At 55.8% G+C, this 21871-nt stretch carries 19 protein-coding genes; 10 read left to right on the top strand and 9 right to left on the bottom strand.

What is annotated here, in order from left to right:
* Window positions 1-39: 39 nt before the first annotated feature.
* Together O5O45_RS23755 and O5O45_RS23750 are read right to left on the bottom strand one after the other, a co-directional pair.
* Window positions 40-1236, bottom strand: coding sequence for a maltoporin (locus O5O45_RS23755; protein ID WP_305901802.1), 1197 nt, complete (start codon window positions 1234-1236; stop codon window positions 40-42).
* Between the two features lie 334 nt (window positions 1237-1570).
* Window positions 1571-2455, bottom strand: coding sequence for a MurR/RpiR family transcriptional regulator (locus tag O5O45_RS23750; RefSeq protein ID WP_371747880.1), 885 nt, complete (start codon window positions 2453-2455; stop codon window positions 1571-1573).
* 247 nt (window positions 2456-2702) lie between these two features.
* Here O5O45_RS23750 and zwf point away from each other — a divergent pair, with 247 nt between their 5' ends.
* Genes zwf through O5O45_RS23735 form a run of 3 tightly spaced genes read left to right on the top strand, consistent with a single transcriptional unit; the run spans window position 2703 to window position 5578 of the window.
* Window positions 2703-4187, top strand: coding sequence for a glucose-6-phosphate dehydrogenase (gene zwf / locus O5O45_RS23745; RefSeq protein WP_371747879.1), 1485 nt, complete (start codon window positions 2703-2705; stop codon window positions 4185-4187).
* A complete protein-coding gene (pgl, locus tag O5O45_RS23740; protein WP_305901800.1) occupies window positions 4180-4887 on the top strand; it encodes a 6-phosphogluconolactonase in 708 nt (235 codons plus the stop codon). The genes zwf and pgl overlap by 8 nt, the downstream gene beginning before the upstream one ends.
* Window positions 4888-4924: 37 nt before the next feature.
* A complete protein-coding gene (locus tag O5O45_RS23735) occupies window positions 4925-5578 on the top strand; it encodes a bifunctional 4-hydroxy-2-oxoglutarate aldolase/2-dehydro-3-deoxy-phosphogluconate aldolase (protein ID WP_305901799.1) in 654 nt (217 codons plus the stop codon).
* A gap of 129 nt (window positions 5579-5707) precedes the next feature.
* On the opposite strand, the gene O5O45_RS23730 is transcribed toward O5O45_RS23735, so the two are convergent.
* From O5O45_RS23730 to O5O45_RS23710, 5 genes are all read right to left on the bottom strand, one after another.
* The gene (locus tag O5O45_RS23730) at window positions 5708-6727 is read right to left on the bottom strand and encodes a M14 family metallopeptidase (RefSeq protein WP_305901798.1); all 1020 of its coding nucleotides are present in this window, start codon (window positions 6725-6727) and stop codon (window positions 5708-5710) included.
* Window positions 6728-6775: 48 nt separating this feature from the next.
* Window positions 6776-8248 carry a glutamate-cysteine ligase family protein gene (locus O5O45_RS23725; protein WP_305901797.1) on the bottom strand — a complete coding sequence of 491 codons (1473 nt, stop codon included), beginning with the start codon at window positions 8246-8248 and terminating at the stop codon, window positions 6776-6778.
* Window positions 8249-8357: 109 nt separating this feature from the next.
* On the bottom strand, window positions 8358-9509 hold the full coding sequence (locus O5O45_RS23720; RefSeq protein WP_305901796.1) for a GNAT family N-acetyltransferase: 1152 nt from the start codon (window positions 9507-9509) through the stop codon (window positions 8358-8360).
* Between the two features lie 253 nt (window positions 9510-9762).
* Window positions 9763-10506 carry a substrate-binding periplasmic protein gene (locus O5O45_RS23715; RefSeq protein ID WP_305901795.1) on the bottom strand — a complete coding sequence of 248 codons (744 nt, stop codon included), beginning with the start codon at window positions 10504-10506 and terminating at the stop codon, window positions 9763-9765.
* Between the two features lie 81 nt (window positions 10507-10587).
* Window positions 10588-13152, bottom strand: coding sequence for an ExeM/NucH family extracellular endonuclease (locus O5O45_RS23710; protein ID WP_305901794.1), 2565 nt, complete (start codon window positions 13150-13152; stop codon window positions 10588-10590).
* Between the two features lie 375 nt (window positions 13153-13527).
* Between O5O45_RS23710 and O5O45_RS23705 the strand changes: the two genes are divergently transcribed.
* Together O5O45_RS23705 and O5O45_RS23700 are read left to right on the top strand one after the other, a co-directional pair.
* Window positions 13528-13956, top strand: a complete 429-nt coding sequence (locus O5O45_RS23705; RefSeq protein WP_305901793.1) for a GIY-YIG nuclease family protein — start codon at window positions 13528-13530, stop codon at window positions 13954-13956.
* A gap of 57 nt (window positions 13957-14013) precedes the next feature.
* A complete protein-coding gene (locus O5O45_RS23700) occupies window positions 14014-14658 on the top strand; it encodes a methyltransferase family protein (protein ID WP_305901792.1) in 645 nt (214 codons plus the stop codon).
* A gap of 4 nt (window positions 14659-14662) precedes the next feature.
* Here O5O45_RS23700 and O5O45_RS23695 read toward each other — a convergent pair whose 3' ends face one another.
* The gene (locus O5O45_RS23695) at window positions 14663-15625 is read right to left on the bottom strand and encodes an alpha/beta fold hydrolase (protein WP_305901791.1); all 963 of its coding nucleotides are present in this window, start codon (window positions 15623-15625) and stop codon (window positions 14663-14665) included.
* A 251-nt stretch (window positions 15626-15876) separates the two neighbouring features.
* Here O5O45_RS23695 and O5O45_RS23690 point away from each other — a divergent pair, with 251 nt between their 5' ends.
* Both O5O45_RS23690 and O5O45_RS23685 read left to right on the top strand, forming a co-directional pair.
* Window positions 15877-16797, top strand: coding sequence for an ion channel (locus O5O45_RS23690; protein ID WP_305901790.1), 921 nt, complete (start codon window positions 15877-15879; stop codon window positions 16795-16797).
* Between the two features lie 99 nt (window positions 16798-16896).
* Window positions 16897-17811, top strand: a complete 915-nt coding sequence (locus O5O45_RS23685; protein WP_305901789.1) for a hypothetical protein — start codon at window positions 16897-16899, stop codon at window positions 17809-17811.
* A gap of 26 nt (window positions 17812-17837) precedes the next feature.
* Here the strand turns inward: O5O45_RS23685 and O5O45_RS23680 are convergent, their stop codons facing one another.
* Complete coding sequence (locus O5O45_RS23680; protein ID WP_305901788.1) at window positions 17838-18374, bottom strand: HNH endonuclease; 537 nt, start codon at window positions 18372-18374, stop codon at window positions 17838-17840.
* Window positions 18375-18695: 321 nt separating this feature from the next.
* Between O5O45_RS23680 and O5O45_RS23675 the strand changes: the two genes are divergently transcribed.
* The 3 genes from O5O45_RS23675 to arfB all read left to right on the top strand — a co-directional run bounded on the left by O5O45_RS23675 (window position 18696) and on the right by arfB (window position 21866).
* The gene (locus O5O45_RS23675) at window positions 18696-20519 is read left to right on the top strand and encodes a P-loop NTPase fold protein (RefSeq protein ID WP_305901787.1); all 1824 of its coding nucleotides are present in this window, start codon (window positions 18696-18698) and stop codon (window positions 20517-20519) included.
* Between the two features lie 139 nt (window positions 20520-20658).
* Window positions 20659-21444 carry a hypothetical protein gene (locus O5O45_RS23670; protein WP_305901786.1) on the top strand — a complete coding sequence of 262 codons (786 nt, stop codon included), beginning with the start codon at window positions 20659-20661 and terminating at the stop codon, window positions 21442-21444.
* 2 nt (window positions 21445-21446) lie between these two features.
* Window positions 21447-21866, top strand: coding sequence for an alternative ribosome rescue aminoacyl-tRNA hydrolase ArfB (gene arfB / locus O5O45_RS23665; protein WP_305906242.1), 420 nt, complete (start codon window positions 21447-21449; stop codon window positions 21864-21866).
* Window positions 21867-21871 lie beyond the last annotated feature (5 nt).

Here is a 21871-nt window from a genome sequence, read left to right as displayed (position 1 = left end):
CCCGAACACTTGGGTTGAGATTGGGGAATGGGGGGTGGATTACCACCAGGCTTCCATTTGGACGCCAAAGTTCAGCACACTGTCTTCGCCGCCTTCAAATGGCGCGCCTTCGCCATCGTTAATGTAGCTGGCGAAAACCCGGATTTCCGGACGCGCCCAGAAGCTGGGGCCGGCGGACCAGGCTTGTGCGATAGTGATTTTGTCCAACTGGGAGTCGACGCCATCGTCGTCTGCAGCGAAGTAGCCTACTTCCAGATAAGTGCGCATGTAATCAGACCACTTATATGCTGGACGCGCGGAGATGCTGTAGAAAGAAGAGTCGTCATTCATGGTGTCGTCTTCGAAGACGCCATACATGGCTGCGTAGCTGAGTTCGATATTGGCGCTGGGTTTTACTACGCCCCAGTCGATCAGGCGAAAGCCTTTGCCGCCTTTATCCAGCGTTCCGTTCCACTGACCGCCGCCGAAGTTGCGCATTGGCGAGGCGTAGCCTTCTGTTCCGTACTGGAATACGATTTTATTGAAGCCGTCCATAATCGGCGTGGATAACTCAGCGGTGAGCAAAGTGCTCAGATCATCTGCTGCGCCGGCGTCTTTCTGTGCGTCTGTCAGTCTTGGTTTGGCTAGGTCCAGGCCAACTTCCAGTGAGCTGGCGCCGACTTGAATGCCGGAATAACGGAAGTCGAGGATGTTTATGTTGCCGTAGCCTCTGGTCCAGGCGGCGGAGAACTTGCCAGCGCCTGCGTCGATGCCTTCAATACCGGCGCCAGGACCAGACACGTCCCAGTAGAAAAGATCCAGATGGTGAATATCGTGGCGCTGATAGTAGCGCTTGCCAGCCCATAGCGTCGCTTCGGGGGCGAATCCCAGCACCCCTTTGGCCTGAACGTTCATCTGGCGAAGCGCGATTTCATCGTCTTCGCTGTTCAGAGCCTCGTAGTCTCCGTCCTGGTTGGATTTGTAACTGAGCATGGTTTCAACTTTGAACGTTCTGCCGTCGCGGTTGAAAAGCTCTTGCTGAAGATCCAGCTCCGCATAGGTTTCGCATTCGTTGCCCAAACGGCCAACCGCCTGCTTGTTGATGCACTGCTGGTCGCCGTTGTCGCTCATGCCGATGCCTGAACGCGCGTAGCCATGCCACTCAACGGCGCTGGCGTTCACGGTGAACAAAGAAGCCGCGATGGCTGTCGCCAGAGGGGCTACTTTGAAGAGGCGCTTGTTGTTCTTGTCTGTCATCGTTTTTTCCTGCTCTTGTTGTTAAAGGACTCGCCAGGCCGGACCTTTGCGTACGCCCGGATAACGGAGGCGCTTTGTCGATGGGACAAATTGTTATTTGCTGGGTCTCATACTCAGTGAACGTCTGATATGGCACATCCTCCGTTAGGAAAGTTTTGGGGGGGGAGGAGTCAGGGGGAGGGGGGAGGAGAAAGGTAGTAATGGCGAGCGCCAAGCTGATAGCGAGCGCTATTCCGGCGATGAAGGGAGCAGAACGAGAGCGCCCGGAGAGTTGCTGTCACGCTCCGGGTTTATGTTTATATAAAAAGTAGAAAGGAAGAATCCGCGCGGAGAATCAGACGCTGTCAGCGCCGTCATCGTGAGGGTAACGGGTGTCGCGGAGGCTGTCCTTGATGCGCTTCAGATGCGAATGGAAATCCGCGCCGCGCTTGAGGGTGACGCCGGTGGCGAGAATATCGATCACCGCCAAATGCACGATTCGCGACGTCATTGGCATGTATACGTCCGTATCTTCCGGCGCGATGACGTCCAGCGCCACGGTGCATTCCTTCGCCAGTGGCGAGTTCGGAGCCGTGATGCCGATCACGATGGCGCCCCGTTCCCGCGCAATTTTGGCGACTTCCACCATCTCCCGCGTTCGCCCGGTGTACGAAATGGCGACGATGGCGTCGCCCGTATGAGCGGCGGCGGCGACCATACGTTGCATGAGAAAGTCGTCGTAGGCAGTGACCGGAATATTGAAGCGGAAAAACTTATGCTGGGCGTCGATGGCCACGGCGGCTGAGGCGCCCATGCCGAAAAATGAAATTTGCTTGGCCTGGATAAGATAGTCCACCGCCTTGGAAATGCCTGAAGTGTTCAGAGACTGCCTGGCTTTATCCAGATCGGCGATGGTGCTGAGGAATATTTTGTCGCTGTACTCTTCAACAGTATCGTTCGACTCCACGCTCTGGCTCACGTAAGGCGTGCCGCTGGCGAGGCTTTGCGCTAACTGGAGCTTGAAATCGGGAAATCCGCTGGCTGCGAAATTACGACAAAAGCGGTTGACGGTTGGTTCACTGACGTCGGAGGCGCGCGCCAGTGCGGCTATACTGTAGCGAGTAGCGGCTTTGGGGTCGCGCAGGATAACTTCGGCGACTTTGCGCTCGGATTTATTCAAATCGTCGAGCCTCTGCCGGATCACCTCCAGCAGATTCTGGTGGGTTATGGTTTCATTCATTATCTGTATGGATTCCGGGAGCGATTTATTTATTGTTGTAGTGAAATTACTACACATTTTGTTATCGCCTCTAATATAACTCTGCGCACCCTGGGTCGCCAGCCGAACGGTCGGTCGGCTACTAGTCAATAAGTGGAAGGGAAATCAGATGAATACGGGAAATGTAGTAAAATTATCACGATATTTGCCGTTTCAGGTTGAAAATGCCAATTTTTTGTCTCAAAATTACGAATAATTACTACCAAATATGAAAACTATGAATCGAGCAGCATCTACACAATGTGACTTGGCGCTCTTCGGCGCGCTGGGCGATCTGGCGCAACGCAAGTTGTTCCCGGCGCTATTTCAACTGGAACGGGCGAAACTGCTACATCCGCAGACTCGCATTCTCGCGCTGGCCAGACAGGACGTTGACGAAGAATCGTTCAAGGCGCAGACCCTGGAGCGTTTCAAGGCGTTACTGTCCAAGAACGACTTGGACGACGCCGCACTGAAACGCTTTTTCGGTAAAGTCCGCTTCCAGCAGCTCGATTTCGGCGACGCCGAAGGCTATCGCAACATCAATCAATGGCGCGGGGATTCTGAAGTCCCTCTGATCGTCTACATGGCGACCCCTCCCGCGATTTACGGCATGATCGGGGAAAATCTGAAAGGGGCCGACTGCATTCAGCCGTCCACCCGCGTCGTGGTGGAAAAACCCATTGGTCATAACCTGGAGTCCTCCTTCGAGATTAATGACCGTTTGGCGGAGTTCTTTGATGAATCCCAGCTGTACCGCATCGACCATTATCTGGGGAAAGAGACCGTACAGAATCTGATAGCGCTGCGCTTCGCCAATAATTTATTCGCGACCCAGTGGAATCAGCGTTACATCTCTCACGTGGAAATCACGGTGGCGGAGAAAGTCGGCATCGAAGGACGCTGGGGATATTTTGACAAGGCGGGACAGTTGCGTGACATGGTGCAGAACCACCTGCTGCAATTGTTGTGTCTGATCGCCATGGATCCGCCTTCCGATCTGTCTGCCGGCAGTATCCGTGATGAAAAAGTGAAAGTGCTGAAAGCGCTGAAGCCGATTACGCCGGATCTGATGGAAACCCACATGGTGCGCGGACAGTACACTGCTGGCAACATCGACGGCAAACCGGTTCCAGGATATCTGGACGAAGAGGGCGCCAACGAGGGCAGCTCCACGGAAAGTTTCGTCGCCATCAAGGCGGAAATTTGCAACTGGCGCTGGGCGGGCGTGCCGTTCTACATGCGCACCGGTAAGCGTATGCCGCAGAAGCTGTCGGAAATCATTATTCATTTCAAGCCGGCGCCGCACTACATATTTGATCCGGACCAGAAACATCTGGCCAACAACAAACTGATTATCCGTCTGCAACCGGATGAAGGCATTTCCCTGCAGGTGCTGACTAAAGACCAGGGCCTGGATAAAGGCATGCGTCTGCGTCAGGGGCCGTTGCAACTGAGCTTCTCCGAAGCTTTCAACACCGGTCGGGTGCCCGACGCCTACGAGCGATTGCTGTGGGAAGTCATCAAAGGCAACCAGTACCTGTTCGTGCGTCGCGATGAAGTGGAGTACGCATGGCGCTGGATTGATCAGGTCATTGAAGGCTGGGCTGAGTTGGGACTGCCGCCCAAGAAATATCCTGCAGGAAGTTGGGGCCCCGTGGCTTCCATCGCCATGATCACCCGGGACGGAAGGAGCTGGTACGAAGATGCTTGAACTATCCTGGCCGCAGGGCGTCACCCTGCAATTGGAAGAAGAACGTGAAGCGCTGGCGCATAAGCTGGCGTTGCAGACAGCGGAGTGGCTGCGCGCCGCGCTGCAGGAAAAGGATCGCGCCTTGCTGGTGATTTCCGGCGGCCGTACACCGGTGGCTTTCTTCAAGTTACTGGCGCAGCAGGAGCTGCCTTGGAGTAAGGTGGACGTCACTCTGGCGGATGAACGCTGGGTGGATGAAACCCATGACGACAGTAACGCCGCGCTGGTGAAAGAATTTTTGTTGCAAGGCCCGGCGGCGGAAGCGAATTTCCTGCCGCTGAAAAATGCAGCCGCTACCCCTGAAGAGGGGTGCGAACAACTGGAAGCCAGGCTGGCGGAATTATCTTGGCCGATTGACGTTCTGATTTTGGGAATGGGCGCCGATGGACACACGGCCTCCTTGTTTCCAGGCGCAAAAGAGCTGGCTCATGGACTCAGCACGACGGACAAGTGCGCCCCGATGCATCCGGTCACCGCACTGCATCCGCGTATGACTCTGTCCTACAAGGTTTTGGCGGCGGCCAGGCATCAGGCGCTGCATATCACTGGCGAAGACAAGCTGACCACCCTTAACAAGGTGCTGGCTAAGCTGGACGCAGTGGCGGAGATGCCCGTGCGCGGATTTATCCGCCCAGGCCTCAATGTTTTTTGGAGTCCTTGAGAAGGAACCTCAAGAGTAATAGAGAGAATAGAAACCTATGACATCCCAGACCTATCCTGAAGCGTTGCAAAAACAACTGGACGCTATTGTAACCAGTTGCCCGTTGGTGCCGGTCATCACTATCGATCGTCCGGAAGACGCGTTGCCGCTCGGGAAAGCCCTGGTGGAAGGCGGCATCCGTATTCTGGAAATTACCTTGCGCACGCCGCACGCCCTGCAGGCAATCACGGATTTGCGGGCCGCGCTCCCCGAAGTATGGGTTGGCGTAGGCACGGTGGCGACGGTTGAACAGTTCCAAGCGGCGGAAGACGCCGGCGCTCAGTTCGTCATCACGCCGGGCTCCACCAAAGAACTGCTGGAATATGGCCTGACGGCGAAAATTCCGATGTTGCCGGGTGTATCTTCACTGTCTGAAGTGATGGAAGGTTATCGCCTGGGATATCGCGCATTTAAGTTCTTCCCGGCGGAAGTGGCGGGCGGCGTGTCTGCGCTGAAGGCTTTCTCCGGTCCTTTCCCCAATGTGAAGTTCTGCCCGACTGGCGGCATCACCCGGGAAAAAGCGAAAGATTATCTTGCTCTGCCGAACGTACTGGCGGTAGGCGGCTCTTGGTTAACCCCCAAAGACGCCATTTCCGCGGGCGATTGGCGGCAGATCCGGACTATTGCTGAAGAGAGTCTGGCCGCTATTTGACGGCGACTGGAAACTCTCTTTATCGATAGCTACGACCCTCCCTCATTGCATTAGCAATATATTTTTACCCGTCGCCTGGCGGGTTTTTTTATTTCTGAGCAGAGCTATTCAAACGGGGCCTATCTGGGGTCATGCATTGGCGCAGTCAATAAAGTAAAACAGACAGTCGGTGGTGGCGATGACGGGGTTGGTGGTCACCATGAACAACTTCAACGGATGTTTGGGGGATAGCCTGCCGTTGATATCGGCGAAGTGGTCATGCAGACGCTCTCGTCCCAGGTGGTCTTTGGCGGTCAAGGCCTCCAGACCCGCAGCGCCGAGAATCGCCAGGCGCTCGCCGGCGGGCACTGAACCATAGTTGAAACGAGGCGCGTCCAATGGCAGCGTCAGCGCCGCACCGGGATCGGCGGCATCGCCATAATGCACTCGTTGGCCCGGCTTCAGTTCCATGCGGATAGGATTGCGAAACCGGTTCACGCCGTAATCATGCCCGGCGGCGGCAAGCACCTGCTCGCTGCCGAAATAACGCTGCATGCCTTCCCGCGCAATCAACAGAGAGGTTTGGTCCTGCGCGCCGCCACACTCTATCGTCACTGTCGGTACGTCCAACTCGCTGATTTCCATCAGCGCTCCCAGGCGCAGGTCCGTCACGATCAGGTCATTGGTCCAGAGTGAGGTCAGGGCGCGATGATCGGCGTCGCAGCGTATGGCTACGCCGAAGGCGGGGCCGCTGCCTGACGTATTGTGCAGATCAATAAGGCACTCCGGTTTGCTGTCGTGCAGGAAGCGCAGAATCGCTTCGGCTAACTTCCCTTGATCATCATCGAATGGAGGTCGAAAACAGCGGTTGAGATCACGCTGGCCAGGCAGCATGCGCTGGCTGAACATCGGGGGGGCCAAGGCTGCGGGAATGGAAGCGATGATGACATCCAGATCCACCGCCGGCGTCTCGCCGGAGCGCAGATACGCGTATAAAGCGCGGGCGCCGGACGGCTCATTGCCGTGCAGCAGGGTGCAGAAAGCGCGGCGGCGCGAACGGTCGCGGCCCAGCAGACGAATCAGTGTGGGGCCGCCCAGGCGTTGCAGGAAGCTGGTGAGGTCATCTTCGAGCGCTAAGCTGCGAATTCCTTCAATTACCTTGAGCGGCATAATAGACAGCCTCCTTGGATATCCTCTGAGCCGACGGGCGCATAAGGTTCAATATGCCCACCGGTGCACCGGCTCTCCACTACGATAATTATCCTGATAGCGAATCACCAGTTCTCTTAAAGCCTCTTCATCGTTGCGCTGGAGACGCAGCTTCTCAAGCATGCGTAATTGCCAGAGCGCGCCGTTGACCGGTTGCGCCAGATTCTGAGCGCATACTCCCAGATAGTGACGAATGTCTTCCGGGTCGATGGGCAACGCGTTCAAGCCTCGTTCCGCCACCAGCAGCATATCGTCCAGAATGTCCAATACCGGCCGCTCCTGCAAGCCTTCGCCGCCTTGTCCCGGCCAGAACAGCTTGGCGCGAAGTCCGTATTTGGCGGCGCGGTAAAAGTTGTATTCGCAGTAACGGAAAGGAATGGCGGGAAGCATATCCTGCACGGAGGGACGTAATCCTTCGATCAGGCCAATCATCAAGGCGGCGTTGGCGAGCATGTCCGTAGTACTTGGGCCGGCAGGCAACGCGCGAATTTCAATGCGGATATGACCCCCATCCGCGGGATCATAGATAGGGCGATTCCATGCCCAGATACTGCCCTGATGCAAGCGCAGCTCTTCCAATGGCGGCGCCTGACCGGGACGGGGTGCGCCGCTATCGCCGCAAATGGGCAGTAGCGGGTCAAACAGCGACACGCCTTCGCAGAAAATCTCATGCGCATCTTTTCGCACCCAGCCGTTGCCGAATAGCACCCTTGCGGGCAGCCTGAAGCGCAAGGGCGTTTCCATACGACAGTCCGTCGCCTGCTTGAACAGGGCGATACGGGTTTCATGCCAGAGCCGGCGTCCCAGAAACAAAGGAGAATTAGCCGCCAGCGCGACGGCAAGAGGCGTGGCCAGTTGCGCAGCGTTAAAGGCGTCGGCGAAATCTGCAGGATTCACCCGATAATGAAACTGGAAAGACGTGTTGGCGCCCTCCAGCGATACATCCTGCCAATACAGATCAAGGGTGTCGCGGCCTTTGATGCTGATGTGAAAATCTTCGCCGCGTTTATCCCGTAACTGGCGCGCCAACGCCTGATAGCGGGGACTCTCCGTGATCGCCTCCGGGCCCATATCTTCAGAAGTCAGCGTCGGCAGAATGCCAATGGGCAGGAGTGAGGCGCCCTGCGCCGCAGCGTGAGTTTCCAGCGTTTGCAAGACGCCGTCGATTTGTTGTTGCAGGGCGCGGAAAGGAGTTCCGGCAGCGGGGGTCGGTTCCAGATTGTACTCAAGATTGAAGCGATTGAGCTCCAGCGTCAGATTGGGGTCGTTGACGGTCGCCAGGATTTCCTGATTTTTAGCGGTGGGCCGGCCGTGCTTGTCGATGATGTATAGTTCCAACTCCGCTCCGAAGGACGGCGGCCCGACGCCAAAGGCGGGGTCATCGAGCAACCTGCGCAACGTCGCCAGATTTTCCTGCAACCGTCGTTGGAAGTCCGCGTATTCCTGAGCGCTGAACTGCGCTTTATCGATATGTCGCCCCATATTCGCGAGTTCTCCAGCAACCGCTCATGCAGCTCACTTTTTAATTAAAGTAGGCTAACTTTTCGGGGTGCGAAACTGCAGGGTGAAAAAAGCGGTTGGCGGCGGCGTTTTATTCCGCCTGTTTGAAGGGAAGGTGGGCGTTGGCGTCGCGCATATATTCACTGACGCCTTCGCGTTCTTCATTCAGGAAGTTGGCGATGGCCTGACGGAAAGCGGGATGCTCGATTCTATGCAGGGAATAGGTGGGCGTAGGCCGAAACCCCCGCAGCAACTTGTGCTCCCCCTGGGCGCCTGCGTCAAAGCGCAGCAGTTTATGCGCGATGCAATAATCGATGCCCTGGTAATAGCAGGTCTCGAAATGCAGGTGATTGAACTCTTCAGTACAGCCCCAATAGCGACCGAAAAGCGTTGACTGATTCTTCAGAAACAGTGCGCCGGCGACGAAACGTTGCTCTCTTTGCGCCAGGATGAGAAACACTTGCTCCGGCATGACCCTGATCAGGCGCTGGAAAAAGGCGTGGCTGAGATAGGGGCGCTGTCCTCGTTTCAGATAAGTTAACTGGTAGAAGTCATAAAAAGCCTCCAGTTCAGGCTCGCCCACATCTGTTCCTTCTATCAGCTTGAATGCAATGCCCTGGCTGAGCACTGCCTGGCGTTCTTTACGGATGTTCTTGCGTTTGCGTGAGGCTAACGCCTGCAAAAAGTCATCAAAGGAAGCGTAGCCTTCATTAAGCCAATGGAACTGAGTTCCGTGGCGCAACAGCAGGGACTTGTCTTCACTCAGACTTTTCCGCGTGGACTCGTCTGGAAACAGCAGGTGCCAGGAAGAGGCGCCGATTTGATGCACGCGTTCGCCCATGGCGTGACTGACCGCCAGCGAGATGCGCTCCCGGTCAGCGTTGGCGGAGACTAACAGGCGCGGTCCGACGGAAGGCGTGAAGGGGACGGCGGTGAGCAGCTTTGGGTAATATTCCAGACCATGACGATGATAGGCGTCCGCCCAGGCCCAATCGAATACATATTCGCCGTAGGAATGGGTTTTCAGATAACAGGGCGCAGCGCCGACTAAGAGGCCATGCGCGTCGCGGATCAGAATATGTTGAGGTCGCCAGCCGGTTGCTTCGGCGACGCAGCCAGTCGTCTCCAGGGCGTGCAGAAACTCGTAACGGATAAAGGGGTTGTCCACGCCGCTCAACTGATTCCATTGAACGGGGGAGACGGCTTCAATGCTGTCGATAAACTCCGCGCGCAGCGCTGTCATACTCGGGCCCAATGCATGTTTCAATGAAACCAGGGAACCTCTGAAAAACTACCTGCGGCGCCATTACGGCGTCAAAAGTCGGCTCAAAATGCTCATTTATTCACGATAAACTGCGCTTTTTCGCCGACTTTTTCCTTGCACTGACGGCCTCGCCGACGTTTTTCAGAGGCTCCCTAGGAATCTGGCCCATTATTGGACAGTTCGCCGTAAAGGAAAAGCCGGAGCGACGCCTGCGCCGTCCGGCGGAAGGAGATTACATGACGGATTCCAGGCCGCGCTGGGCGAGAATCTCCCGCGCTTCGCCGGTTTCATAGGTTTTACGCAAGGCCTTGTTGAACTGGTTCACCAGCTTGCGCCCGGTTTTTTTGCTGAATCCAATGTGATAGTTGCGTTCCGTGTGGGTCCAGGCGAAACGGACTTTGTCCGCCAGTCCGCTTTGCCTCATCAGATCGATGCCCACGTCGCGATTGATATAAACAGAGTCGAGTTGCCCCTGAATCAGCTTTTTCAGGTTGCCCAGATCGTCCTTGGACAGTTGTATGTCCATGTTCACCACTGAATTGATGCGGTCCAGGGTCTTGGAGCTGCTGGACGGACCAAACACGCCCACCCGATGGCCGCTGAAGCTGGACAGGGTCAGGTAGTCCTTCTTGTCCGTCGCAGGCACGAAAAAACCCCAACTGGTGCGCAGCACAGGCAGGGTGTAGTACATCCATTCCGCGCGGCTTTCGCTCCAGCTCACCAGATAAACGCCATTGACGACGCCGGCTTTTACCTGCTCTTCCGACTTACTGAAAGATTCCTGCTTGATGCTGCATTCCACACTGATCTTTTTGCAGGTGAGTAGAATGACGTCGGTGACGGGGCCCCCCATCTTGCCGTTTTCCTCGTAAACGAAGGGACTGAATTCCGCAGAGTTGAAGATGAGCTGTTCGGATCTGGCGTAGCCCGCCAGGGAAAGGGAAATGAAAGTGATGACCGAGATGATTAAGCGCATTTTGACTCCTGTATAGTTGGTCGTTTTATCGGAGCGAACTGCAAAAAGGGGGCAGAACCGAAGTTCTGCCCCCTGAACTACTTACATCGGGCGGCGGCGTGCGAACCATGTGGTCAGCAGAGCCAGAATGCTCAGCAGACCCAGGCTGCCGCCTCCGTCATCCTTGCCTTTGTTGGTGTCGCCTCCACTGCTGCCTCCGTCGGTTCCGTCATTTCCGCCATCGGATCCGCCATTCCCGTCGCTATCGTCGACGGCTTCCAGGTTCAAGGTCACCACAACCGGGTCGTGGTCGGAGCTGCGATAGGGGCCGACGCCGAAGTATCCGGTGGAGTCTTTGTAGTATTTGAACAGGCCGTCCGCCTGCAAGGCGTAGGCTTCGATGGAGTTAACGTTCCAGTGATCGAGATCCACGATATCCTCCATGGCGGCGCTGCTGGCCAGTATATGGTCAAGGCTGCCTTGCGCGCCGTCGTAGGTATAAGAGAACCCTTCCGCATCATGGGTTTGCGCTACCAAAGCATAGCCATAGTTTTTGCTTACTTCCACTGCGGCTCCGGCGTCCATACCGGTGTTGGCGGCGGTTTTGATGGTGTAGCCGTGGGTGGCCGGGTTGTAGTCGGTCAGCACGGAGATGGGATCTTCTTTGGAGTAGGCGTTCAGATCCCCCAGGATCAGAATGCGCTCAGGCAGACCCTGCGTCGCCAGGGCTTCGCCCAGAGTGACCGCCGCTGAAACGCGCAATGGGTTGCAGTTGCCCTGCATCTGGTCGATATCCGTTGGAGCGCTGTTATCACAGGCGCTGCTGGAACGCTTGGATTTGAAATGGTTGATGGAGACGGCGAAGCTCTGGCCGGTGGCTTTGTGAGTGAACGCCTGCACTAAAGAAGGACGCATGGCCGCGGTTTCTGCGCCGAGAGTCTGTTCGGGCATGTCGATCACAATGGCGTCGCCTTTGGGGGTGACGTTGGCGGCGCGATAAATCAGGGCGACGGTGATTTGATCCGTCCCAGGCTTACCGCCGTCCTTCGTTGACACGTAAGTATAGGCGTCTTCGCCGATTTCATTGTTCAGCGCCGTCACCAGCGTGTTGATGGCGGAATCATCGCCGAAACCGTCGTTCTCCAGCTCCATCAGGCCCACGACATCGGCGTCCAGGGTTTTCAACGCTTTGACGATGCGCGCCTGTTGCAACAGGAACTCTTCTTCTGTCTTAGCGCCCCGAGGGTTGGCGGAGTAGTCGATGGAACCGTCGCCTTTTTTCACGCCGTTGAAATAGTTCAGGACGTTGAAGCTGGCCACCGCCAGATTGCCCAGCGTGGCTTCCGGCGCCGCGGTGCGGCCGGGGGAGGTGACGCTGATCGGGGTCATCGGGTTGATGCGGTATACATCGTAAGAGAAATTCAGCGGACCGGTGGCGGACACCAGATCGCCCAGCAGAATGGGATTGTCGTAGCCAAAATCAGGATAGAAGCTGACGCTGGCGGTGTTCTGGCTGGAGGAATTGTCTTCGATATAAAGCAGGTTGGCTTTGTTTTCCGCAATGACGGCGTCGTATTCCGCGCTGCCCGGAATAGCGACGTCAGTGGGCGTCCATTTCAGCTTGTCGCTGATGGTGATTTCACCATAGCGGCCCAGGCCGTAAGTATTGGCGACCACGGCGTTGGATACGCTGACGACCATGCCTTCCAGCGCCTCCAGATTAAGGTCCGCGGCAAACGGCAGGGTAATGGGCGTCACCGTGGCGACGGCGTCGGTGGTCCCGCAATCCGCCAGCTCGGACACGCCGATCTGGCTGTTGCCGTGATAATCGGAAACGACGCCTTTTATACGCACCAGATTGCCGAGGGTCAGAGAGCCGCCGCCATTGCTGAATGCGAAAATGCCTTCAGAGGTCTGGGGATTGCCGTCTTCGTCAGAAGGCTCTTCCTGAACAAAGAATCCATTGTTGCGGAAACCGGTGATAATGCCCTCAACGATAACGGTCTGGTCTTTCATCGCTACTACGTCAGCACTGCCTTGTACGGCGCTGATCAACGTGGCGGCTTCGCCGCAGGCGCCCAAGGTCGGCGCTGGATCGCCGCCGTCTCCACTGTCTCCGCCGTCGGCGCCAGGGGCTTTGCCCAGTCCGTCGAAGGTATTGTTCGCCAGTGTTTGCCACTGGTCCTGGTTGAAGTCAGGGTTGGCGCTGGTGTCGGTGCGGGACAGGGTGACATCTTTCAGGTAAGAGCTTGCGCCTTCCTTAAGGGTTCCCACGCGGTCGACAATATCGCCGCCAATCAGACGCAACACGACGGAATCGCCGCCATTAAAGCCGATGGCGTCGTCAGTCGAGGTGCTGTTGGCCAGCGCTTTCAACTCATCGGCAGCGCCGCTGTTCGCGTGCACATATACCGCGCCGGCCGCCAGGGAAAATGAGGGCAGGGCCATAGGAGCGTTAGGGGTTTCTGCGCCGTCCTTGAAACGGGCGATCTCATAGGCGCTGAGTTCTACGGCGTCGCTGCCGGTATTGTAGAACTCCAGGGCTTTATTGTTGGAAGAACCTTCCACGTATTCCGAAATAATGAGGTCCGCCTGAGCGGAGAGTGGGAACGCGGTGATCATCGCCGCCATGAGGGCGCGGCGTCTGCTGTTTTCAGGATATTTCATTTTAATTATTTCCGAGTTACAACCAGGATTGTATAAAGTGCGTCCGGCCAATACTGCTCTGACTCCAGCCAGATATAACCGGACGAGAGCTTAGAGCAAGCGTTATGCCACGATCAAGGCGGGGGAAGAGCGTAATGTGATCTGGTTACAATAAATAAAAGTACCTACTCCTCAAGCAATTCAATTGAATGACACTGAAACGAATATAATAAGCGGCAAATCAAACGCTTATGAGGCGCTATCTGGAGTTTTTCGAAGGTGGAAGGACTAATCCGGGATAGAGACAATTTCTGTTTATTATTTGACCATATGATCAACAAAGGTGCATTTTCTGACGTAAAGGTCAAAAAATGCGCATCCTGAAAAACACCGATTATGGCGAGATGTTTAGTCAACAAATCCCAGTGGCCTGGGGTAAAATCCTCAATTCGTCATCTTCAAAGCCAAGACGGCGGCAAACCAATAGAACTACAGGTGGTCCGAACGGTGTCGGAAAATGAAGTCGCCGCGATGAGTTGGTGCGTGTATATGTTGCTGGTCAGCGATAACTCGCTTTACACCGGCATCACCAATAACCCTGCGAAACGTTTTCGGGATCATCTGCAGGGGAATGGAGCGAAGTATTTTCGCGGGCGTAAGCCTGTGCGTCTGCTGTATGCGGAGGTGGGACACGATCGCGCCAGCGCAAGCCGCCGGGAAACTGAGATTAAAAAACTAAAACGCAGTGGCAAACTGCGCCTGATAGAAGAAAATGTATTGGATAACGCTTTTCGGGAGTTGAATCGTAGTTGCTTCGGCCTGTGACGACAGGTCCCGCGTTCCTGATGCGACCTTCACCAAGTGAGATGGGAGAACAACACGATGTCCACGGACGTAATCGTCAGCCACTTTCTGGCTATTTTTTTCACCATGATTGGCGTGCATTACACCTGCCGTAGTCTGGGGCTGCGTAAGCGTACGGGCGTCAGTCACATTCATTATGGCTCCGCCGCCAGCAAGAGCTGGTTTGTGCGGTGGGTATTCAATCTGTTTCGCTTATTGATACTGGCGGTGACCGTGGCGCGGGTGTTCCATCCCGATATGGACGCTTATCTCGGCGTATTTCCCGCAATGTACACGCCAGTGGTGTTGTGGACGGGAGTCGGCTTGCTGTTGTGCTCTTTTGGACTAATTGATTATGTGCATTCCTACATGCACACGGACTGGCGTTCGGGCATTGATACTGACGGCAAGACGCAACTGTTGACCCAGGGGCCTTTCCGCTATTGCCGTAATCCGCTGTTCGCCGGTGTTTATATCGGACAGATTGGTCTGTTTCTGGCGCTGCCGTCGTTGTTCACATTGGCGTGCCTGATCATCGGCGCAGGGATGATCGCCATGCAAACGCGTCTGGAGGAGGCCGCTCTGCGACGCGCATATGGACAAGCCTATGAGCGTTATTGTGAGCGCGCGCCTCGCTGGTTGCCCCGTTTCGGTAAGGCTATGGGGCCGGGCTGGCAGGATTAAGCGATCAGCCTTTTTCCGCTTGCAGCAGGCGCATGAAAATCAGGGTGATCTCTGCGGTTTTCTCCGGCGCTTCAATCATCGGCGCATGCCCTACGCCGTCGAGGATCATCTTGCGTGAATTGGTGATCTGCCGGGTGAATACCTCCGCATTGCGGTAGTTGATCACCCGGTCTTCTCTTCCCCACAGCACCAGGGTTGGGCATTTAATGCCCAGCAATACTTGCTTGAAGTCATACGCGTGCTGGTCTCTCACCAATTCCGCGAATATGTGATCGTAAATGCCGGTGTTGGCGATGGCTTTTTCCGTGAGTACAGAGGTAATGGGCCAGGGAATGAAGGGTTTGTCCTCCATGGCGAAATCCATGAGGGCGTCAAAATCCTCCGGCTTTCTCACTATCAACGGGTTTTCTCCCTTTTGCAGGCGCGTTTCCAGCTCGCTGGAAAAGTCATACACGCCAGCGGGGTCCATCAACACTAGTGAGACGACGCTATCTGGATACTCGGCGGCGTACATGGAGGAAATCGCGCCGCCCATGGAATTCCCCATCAAGTGAAAACGGGTCAAACCGGCGGCTTCAGTAAAGGCGCGCACGTAGCCGACCTGATCGTCGATATCATAGGGAATGCTGGGGTCCTTGCTGCTGTCGCCGTGCCCCAGCAGGTCAAGGGCGACGATGTGATAGCGCGAAGGGAGGTGACGCATGAAACGCAGCCAGTTTTCTTTGCTGGCGCCGAAGCCATGCAGCAACAGGATTGTTTCGGCGTCCGGCGGCGCCTGATTCTCCAGGTAGGCGAAACGACGCCCCTGAGTCTCCAGGCTTTTGGGAGTGACGCCCGCCTGGGTGCGTTCGAAGTCCATAGCGAGATCGTACAGGCCGTATTTGATCTCGGAACACGCTGACAGCAGGGTCAGCGCAGCGATGAGAAACCCGGCCCGGAGAATCTGAGCGGAATGAGACATGCGCATGCTGTTTCCTGTAAATCCATACTGACAGACGGGGCCCTGTGAGCATCGCTGGACGATGAATCTAAGGGCCGCTGTAAGTGGACATTTAATCAAATCAGGAGCCGCCGAGGCAACGGTCTAGCCTTGAATCTGAGCGGCGGCGCGGCCGAATTCCTCACACTGATCTACACTGAGAATGATCTGTAAATCAACGCGTCTTTTGCTTATACATAAATGTGACGCACAGGCTGATTGCGGTGGAGAACCAGGCTATGACCGCTGACACCCAACCCCCTGACGACAGTTATTGGCGCGACGCCGATCGCGAAGAAAGCGATGAGTTGAAGTTTCAACTGGAGCAACGCGCCCGTACGGGCGAACCCATGCGCGGATTCAAGTTGAGCCGTGCGGAACTGTCCGGAGTGGATCTGGTGCGGCGCAACTCCAGGAGCGGGTATCAACTGGTGGAGTCCGATCTCTATCGCGCCAACCTGGAAGGCGCCCATTGTTTTCATCTGGATTTACGGGGCTCCTCCCTGATGAAAGCCAACCTCAGCAAGGCGAATTTACACTGCGCCAACCTGCAGGACTGCAATCTGTTGGGCGCGGTGTTCGAGCAGACCAAGATTGAACACATACAGTGGGGTGAGAAGCTGTTGCAGGAGAAGCTGGCGGAAAAGGCCGCCAGTCGGGAGCAGAAACTGGATTTGTATCAGCAGGCGGAGGAAATCTATCGGCATTTACGCAAAGTTGCGGAGCAGCAGGGTCTTTTCGAAACCGCCGGCCATTTTTTCCAGAAAGAGATGCTGATGCGTCGCTTTCAGTTACCGCCTTTCTCTGGCGCGCGTTTCGTCTCCAAGCTGGTGGATTTATTCTGCGGATATGGGGAACGCCCCGACCGCGTCATCATTTTTTCCTGTCTCATAGTGCTGGCCTTCTCGCTGATTTATTTCACCCTGGGCATCCGCGAAGGAGAGCAGGCCCTATACGCTGGCGGCGGCGCCAATCTGTGGTCGGAATTGCAGTATTTTCTAAGCTGTCTGTATTTCAGCGTCGTCACCTTCACCACTCTGGGCTACGGAGACCTCGCTCCGGTTGGCCTCACCCGCGCGTTCGCCGCGACAGAAGCCTTTGTCGGCAGTTTCACCCTGGCGCTCTTTGTTGTCGTTTTCGTGAAGAAAATGACGCGATAGACAGCCCGGTTGGAATCTCTGATCCCGCCGTTGTCCCTTCAGGACATGGGCTATAGTTAAATTAATTGTGACAGGACTGAAATATTCGGGAGCCGATTCATGGGATTCTCATATTTCATGGTTGCGGCGGTGTTGAGCGCTTCGTGCAGTATGGAGCCCCCAGAGCCTACGCAGCCTTTATACAGGGTGGCGGTGATTGACCGTTTTTACCCTGGCGATGAGTCCTTCGCTTCCGAAGAAGACAAGGACATGGACGGTTGGCTCAATGGTATGGTCGATCTGGATCGCGACCACAAGAGAGAGCCGCTTTATCATGGCGACATCGTCAGTCTTCTGGCCTCCGCCCCGCAAGTGGAGGTGACGCCCTATCCTTTGACGCCCGGCCAGCCTGCGCAGGAAGAAATCCTGCGCCAGTTAGCGGAAGTGCGCAAACATGTCTTCTGGGGCGAGCCCATCGATGCGGTGGTGTTGTCCTGGGAGTCGTCCACCCTGGTCAGCGCTTTTGAAAAGCCCCTGCGTTTGGAAAATGTGGAAAGCTACAAAGCGGTCGTGCGCAGCTGGGCGGAGCATGATCCAGTCTGGAGTCTCAGCTATCGCATCATTCGTCTGATGGAGGATCTGGCGGAAAGCGGTGTGCAGGTCTACACCATCGCCGGCAATGGCGGGCGCGGCATGGTCAACACCTATTCCTTTGCGGATGGCGTGGTGACAGTGGGCGCGGTGGAGGAGGAACTGGGCGACTTCATCGCCGATAACGAATTGGTGGATACCCACGAGCAAGCAGCGTATTTCTTCCGACTGGTGCTGGACGTCACCGGCGCTCCGGTAGGTTACGATGTGGACGGCGATGATTGCGCGGATGTGCCGATAACCTGTCTCACTGGCTATTCTCCAGAGCGTAAGGATTATCCGGCAAAACCCTGGCCTCCGTTGAAAGGCTCATCCTTCGCTGCACCCATGGCGCTGCGCAGGCATCTTTTGGGCGATCAAAGCCACAGGTGCTCTGGGACCTGAAGCAAATTGAGGGGCGCTTCCGCTGGTTACGCCACCAGGTTGCGGAAGCCTTTTTTCAAATACTCCATCTGATCCGCCAGAATGCGCCGATTGGCCAGATACAGATACTCATAGCGATTCGGCGTATAAGGCACCGCCAGCAGCTCCATGCTGCACTCGCTCAGCAGTCGCGCGCCTTTATGTCCGTTGCAGCGTTTGCAGGCAGTCACCACGTTGGTCCACACGTTACGACCGCCACGGCTCAAAGGCACAATGTGGTCGCGACTCAGCAGGCTATGATGAAATTTTTCGCCGCAGTACATGCAGCGGAAGCTGTCTCGGGAAAAAAGGTAGCGGTTGAGGAGGGGAGGGATGCTGCGTAGTTCTTTGGGGTCCTTGCGGCCGACGATGATCTGCGGCACGTCAATGGTGGACTGAACTCCTTGCGAGTTATACCCGCCATGCAGGGTGGAGCATATTTCTCCAAATGTATATAACGCCCTATCGCATACGATCTCAGTCACGGCGGCGTAAACATCCAGCCAACACTGAGGAAGTCCTGACGGCGTTATCTTGAGTACCATGGGATACATGGACACCTCTGATCTTTCGTCAATTAGGCACGTTCCAGTGCTATATGAAATACATTTACTCTGACAGTTGTATTACAAGTGAGCAGTTTTTTCCATGTATTTCGGTAAATTAAGTGAGCAAGTTGATGGTTTTTTGTACGCCTGGCGCGGGCTTTGTATCCCTGAAAGTTGTCAGCTCAAGCGCTGAAAAAGGGCGGGCGGCGAGCGCCAGAGGCTGTTTTCTTCAGTCACCTGTTCCGTCATCAATAGCCGAACGGCTCCTTACCCTCTGCTACACTGTGAACATCAGCCTTTTAGAGCAGGGACATGGATATGAGCGGGAGTATTTCCGAGGCGCAGTTGCAAGCGGTCGGAGGCGCGTCGATGGTGAATAAAGCGCCTCCGCCCACTTATAGCCCTTCCAGTAAAATCGCCTCAGAGACCAGCAGCGATGAGGATCTGCTCAACCGGTCGCCTCTGGCGGATACCCTCGCCAGCTTTCTGGCGGCTCCCGTCAACAAGGATCATCAAACCATCGGTCTCATGGGAGATTGGGGCGTCGGCAAGACCTCGTTTATACAGCAGTTGAAGAAGGCGCTGCGGGAAAAGCACGGTGAGGAGCAGCCCTTTATCTTCGGTGAGTATAACGCCTGGAAATACGAGTATACGGAGAGCCCGCAGGCCGGTCTGGCGCAGGAGACGATTAAGGCGTTATCTGCGTTTACTACACCGACAGTGAGCGGGAAATCTCCTTCCATGACGCCTGGAATGGTGGGGAAGGGGCTCTTTTCGCTGGCTGCGACGCTTATTCTCATTCTCGCAGCGCTGCACTTTTTAAAAGCGTACGCCGGACTCAACACCTGGGCGACGAATTTAATCGGCGACGGTGTGGTGTCCTGGCTGATGTCCGCCAGCGCCGTATTGGCGTCCTCCTCCATCCTGTATTTGCTGTACCTGGGGTATCTTAACCGGCAAAAACTGCTGCTGACTTTCAAGTTTGGATGGAAACTGAAGTCAGAGCGCATTTGTATCTTCGCCGCCGTATTGGGGTTGCAGATTGTATTCTGGTGCGTGCAATACACGGACGACACTTCCGTATTCTCCTCGGGCATCGGCAAAATCGCCGCGCATATTCCCGCTTTGCTGCTGGCGGGCTCCTACAAGTACTTCCAGACAGTTTGGGCGAGCCCCATGGCGCCGGAATTGAACACCTATCTGCGCCTGCCCACTTATGGGCATTACCTGGGAACCGCTCCCGTTATGCACAATCATTTGCAGTCGCTCTGCGAGCTGCGGTTGAATCCCAAAAAAGGGCCGGAAAGCCGCTTTCTGCTGGTGGTGGAGGACTTGGATCGCTGCAGTTATGAGAACATCGTAAAAACCTTTGAGACCCTTCGTCTGGTGATGAATATTCCCCGCGTCACCGTGATGATCGCCATCAATCAGCAAATCGCCCTGACTGCGCTGGCGATGCATTACGAAAAGCTGGCTCCGCAGCACAAGTGGCAGAATCCGCAGGCGATTGCGCGGGATTATCTGGCGAAAGTCATGCATTTACCCATTACGCTCAGCGAGCCGGACGCCGCCGCCGTGTCCCGCTATTTGGGAAGTGTTTGCGGCGTCCAGGCTGACCCGCAACAGGAAGCGCCTCACATGGCGATCCATAAACTGCTGCCCGATTCCCCGGCTCGCGTCAATGCGGAAGGTATGTCCTCCCAGCAAAAACAAGCGTTTTTCTACTGGCTGGAGCATTTCGAGCTAAGTAATCCCAGGCAAATAAAACGGCTGTATAACGGCTATAACCTGCTGCGCGCCTACTTGCGGGAGGACTGGCTGCAGACGGAGGATGAAGCGCCCGGTCTGAGCGAACAGCGGCGACCTCTCGCCTATCCCATGATGGTTGCGCTGTTCGCGATGGAATACGTCAACGATCACCCGGATCAGCTTGGCGAGAGAGGGCTGCATTACTGGAAAAAATTCCTGCGCGGCGAGCGGGTGAAACCGCTGGAGGACGGCGATAGCCTGGGGCGCATCGACCATGACGTTCTGACGATCATCAAAGAGCCCGCATGGGAGGACAAATTAATTCCCGCGATCAAGGCGTTTGTGTTGCCCGCCATTGAAACGGAGGAGATTGAACCTGTGCTGAAGGGCTGAAGCTGAACGCCACCCGACCTTTACCCGATACCATTTCCCGCCGCTTACCAGTAAAGTGAGTATTTAAGGCAGGTTATTGATCGTACGTTTTATGCTGAGTAGAGTTTTGGGCGGGTGTTTGCGGCCGCTGATTTTAGCCGTGACTGTGTTCCTTTTCGCTTGCGCAGAGACTGCATCCAGTCCGCAACTGCATCTTGGCGATGCGGATCTGGATTGGGTGGGGCGCAAAATTTTTCAAAATGAATGCGCGGGCAAGCGCGAATGTCTGGTGACCTGGAATCAGGGAGAGGCGTTTCCCTCTCTGGGAATCGGCCATTTCATCTGGTATCCCGCTGGCGTGGAGGAGAAGTTCAAGGAAAGCTTTCCTCTGCTGTTTCAATATATGCTGACGCAAGGCGTGGTCGCGCCATCCTGGATACTGGAGCTGGACCCGTTCGACGCCCCCTGGCCATCCCGGCAGGCGTTTCTGGCTGTTCAGAACAGTCCGCAAGTCGAGGAGCTGCGCAGCTTTCTGGAGCGCACCAAAGCGCAACAGGTCGCTTTTATGTTTCAGCGGGCGTCCTCGTCGCTGGAGGCGATCATTGAGTCCGCGCCCGTCGGCAGCCATGAAACCATCCGTCTGCGGGTCATGCGTTTGAGCGAAACCCGCGGCGGCGCCTATGCGCTGATTGATTACGTTAATTTCAAAGGCGATGGCCTGTCGGAATCGGAGCGCTACAAAGGCGAGGGTTGGGGCCTGAAGCAGGTGCTGGAGGAGATGGATCGCTTTGAGCAGGGGCGGACGTCTTTATTGGCGTTCCGCATGGCGGCGATCTTCGTGCTGGAAAGACGGGCGCATAACGCCGCAAACCCTATCGAAAAGGAAAAATGGCTGCCGGGATGGAAAAACCGGTTGACCACATACACGGACTCGGAGGCTTTGTAATCGTGCTGGAGATTTCCAATAAAGTCAGCATTCCCGACCACGAAATTGACATGCAGGCCATTCGCGCCCAAGGCGCCGGGGGGCAGAACGTCAACAAAGTGTCTTCCGCTGTGCATCTGCGCTTCGATATCAAAGCGTCGTCGTTGCCGGAGATTTACAAGGAAAGGCTACTGGAGCTAAGCGATCAACGCATCACCAAAGACGGTGTCATCGTCATCAAAGCCCAGCAATACCGAACCCAGGAACAAAATCGCGAAGATGCGCTGATGCGGTTGAAGGAAGTCATCGTGGGAGCGATGGCGACGCACAAAAAACGCATCGCCACCAAGCCTACCAAAGGCTCGCAAACCCGGCGCCTGGACGGCAAGACCAAGCGCGCTCAGGTCAAATCCGCCCGCGGGCGGGTGAACCGTTACGACTGATTTAT

This window comes from Hahella sp. HNIBRBA332 (genome assembly GCF_030719035.1).
GTDB lineage: Bacteria > Pseudomonadota > Gammaproteobacteria > Pseudomonadales > Oleiphilaceae > Hahella.
This window is presented reverse-complemented; position numbering and strand designations above follow the sequence as displayed.

What these genes read in the sequence shown, in the direction of transcription:
- O5O45_RS23755 (WP_305901802.1), bottom strand. Translation starts at nt 1,236, where the DNA reads ATGACAGACAAGAACAACAAGCGCCTCTTCAAAGTAGCCCCTCTGGCG.
- O5O45_RS23750 (WP_371747880.1), bottom strand. Translation starts at nt 2,455, where the DNA reads ATGAATGAAACCATAACCCACCAGAATCTGCTGGAGGTGATCCGGCAG.
- zwf (WP_371747879.1), top strand. Translation starts at nt 2,703, where the DNA reads ATGAAAACTATGAATCGAGCAGCATCTACACAATGTGACTTGGCGCTC.
- pgl (WP_305901800.1), top strand. Translation starts at nt 4,180, where the DNA reads ATGCTTGAACTATCCTGGCCGCAGGGCGTCACCCTGCAATTGGAAGAA.
- O5O45_RS23735 (WP_305901799.1), top strand. Translation starts at nt 4,925, where the DNA reads ATGACATCCCAGACCTATCCTGAAGCGTTGCAAAAACAACTGGACGCT.
- O5O45_RS23730 (WP_305901798.1), bottom strand. Translation starts at nt 6,727, where the DNA reads ATGCCGCTCAAGGTAATTGAAGGAATTCGCAGCTTAGCGCTCGAAGAT.
- O5O45_RS23725 (WP_305901797.1), bottom strand. Translation starts at nt 8,248, where the DNA reads ATGGGGCGACATATCGATAAAGCGCAGTTCAGCGCTCAGGAATACGCG.
- O5O45_RS23720 (WP_305901796.1), bottom strand. Translation starts at nt 9,509, where the DNA reads ATGACAGCGCTGCGCGCGGAGTTTATCGACAGCATTGAAGCCGTCTCC.
- O5O45_RS23715 (WP_305901795.1), bottom strand. Translation starts at nt 10,506, where the DNA reads ATGCGCTTAATCATCTCGGTCATCACTTTCATTTCCCTTTCCCTGGCG.
- O5O45_RS23710 (WP_305901794.1), bottom strand. Translation starts at nt 13,152, where the DNA reads ATGAAATATCCTGAAAACAGCAGACGCCGCGCCCTCATGGCGGCGATG.
- O5O45_RS23705 (WP_305901793.1), top strand. Translation starts at nt 13,528, where the DNA reads ATGGCGAGATGTTTAGTCAACAAATCCCAGTGGCCTGGGGTAAAATCC.
- O5O45_RS23700 (WP_305901792.1), top strand. Translation starts at nt 14,014, where the DNA reads ATGTCCACGGACGTAATCGTCAGCCACTTTCTGGCTATTTTTTTCACC.
- O5O45_RS23695 (WP_305901791.1), bottom strand. Translation starts at nt 15,625, where the DNA reads ATGCGCATGTCTCATTCCGCTCAGATTCTCCGGGCCGGGTTTCTCATC.
- O5O45_RS23690 (WP_305901790.1), top strand. Translation starts at nt 15,877, where the DNA reads ATGACCGCTGACACCCAACCCCCTGACGACAGTTATTGGCGCGACGCC.
- O5O45_RS23685 (WP_305901789.1), top strand. Translation starts at nt 16,897, where the DNA reads ATGGGATTCTCATATTTCATGGTTGCGGCGGTGTTGAGCGCTTCGTGC.
- O5O45_RS23680 (WP_305901788.1), bottom strand. Translation starts at nt 18,374, where the DNA reads ATGGTACTCAAGATAACGCCGTCAGGACTTCCTCAGTGTTGGCTGGAT.
- O5O45_RS23675 (WP_305901787.1), top strand. Translation starts at nt 18,696, where the DNA reads ATGAGCGGGAGTATTTCCGAGGCGCAGTTGCAAGCGGTCGGAGGCGCG.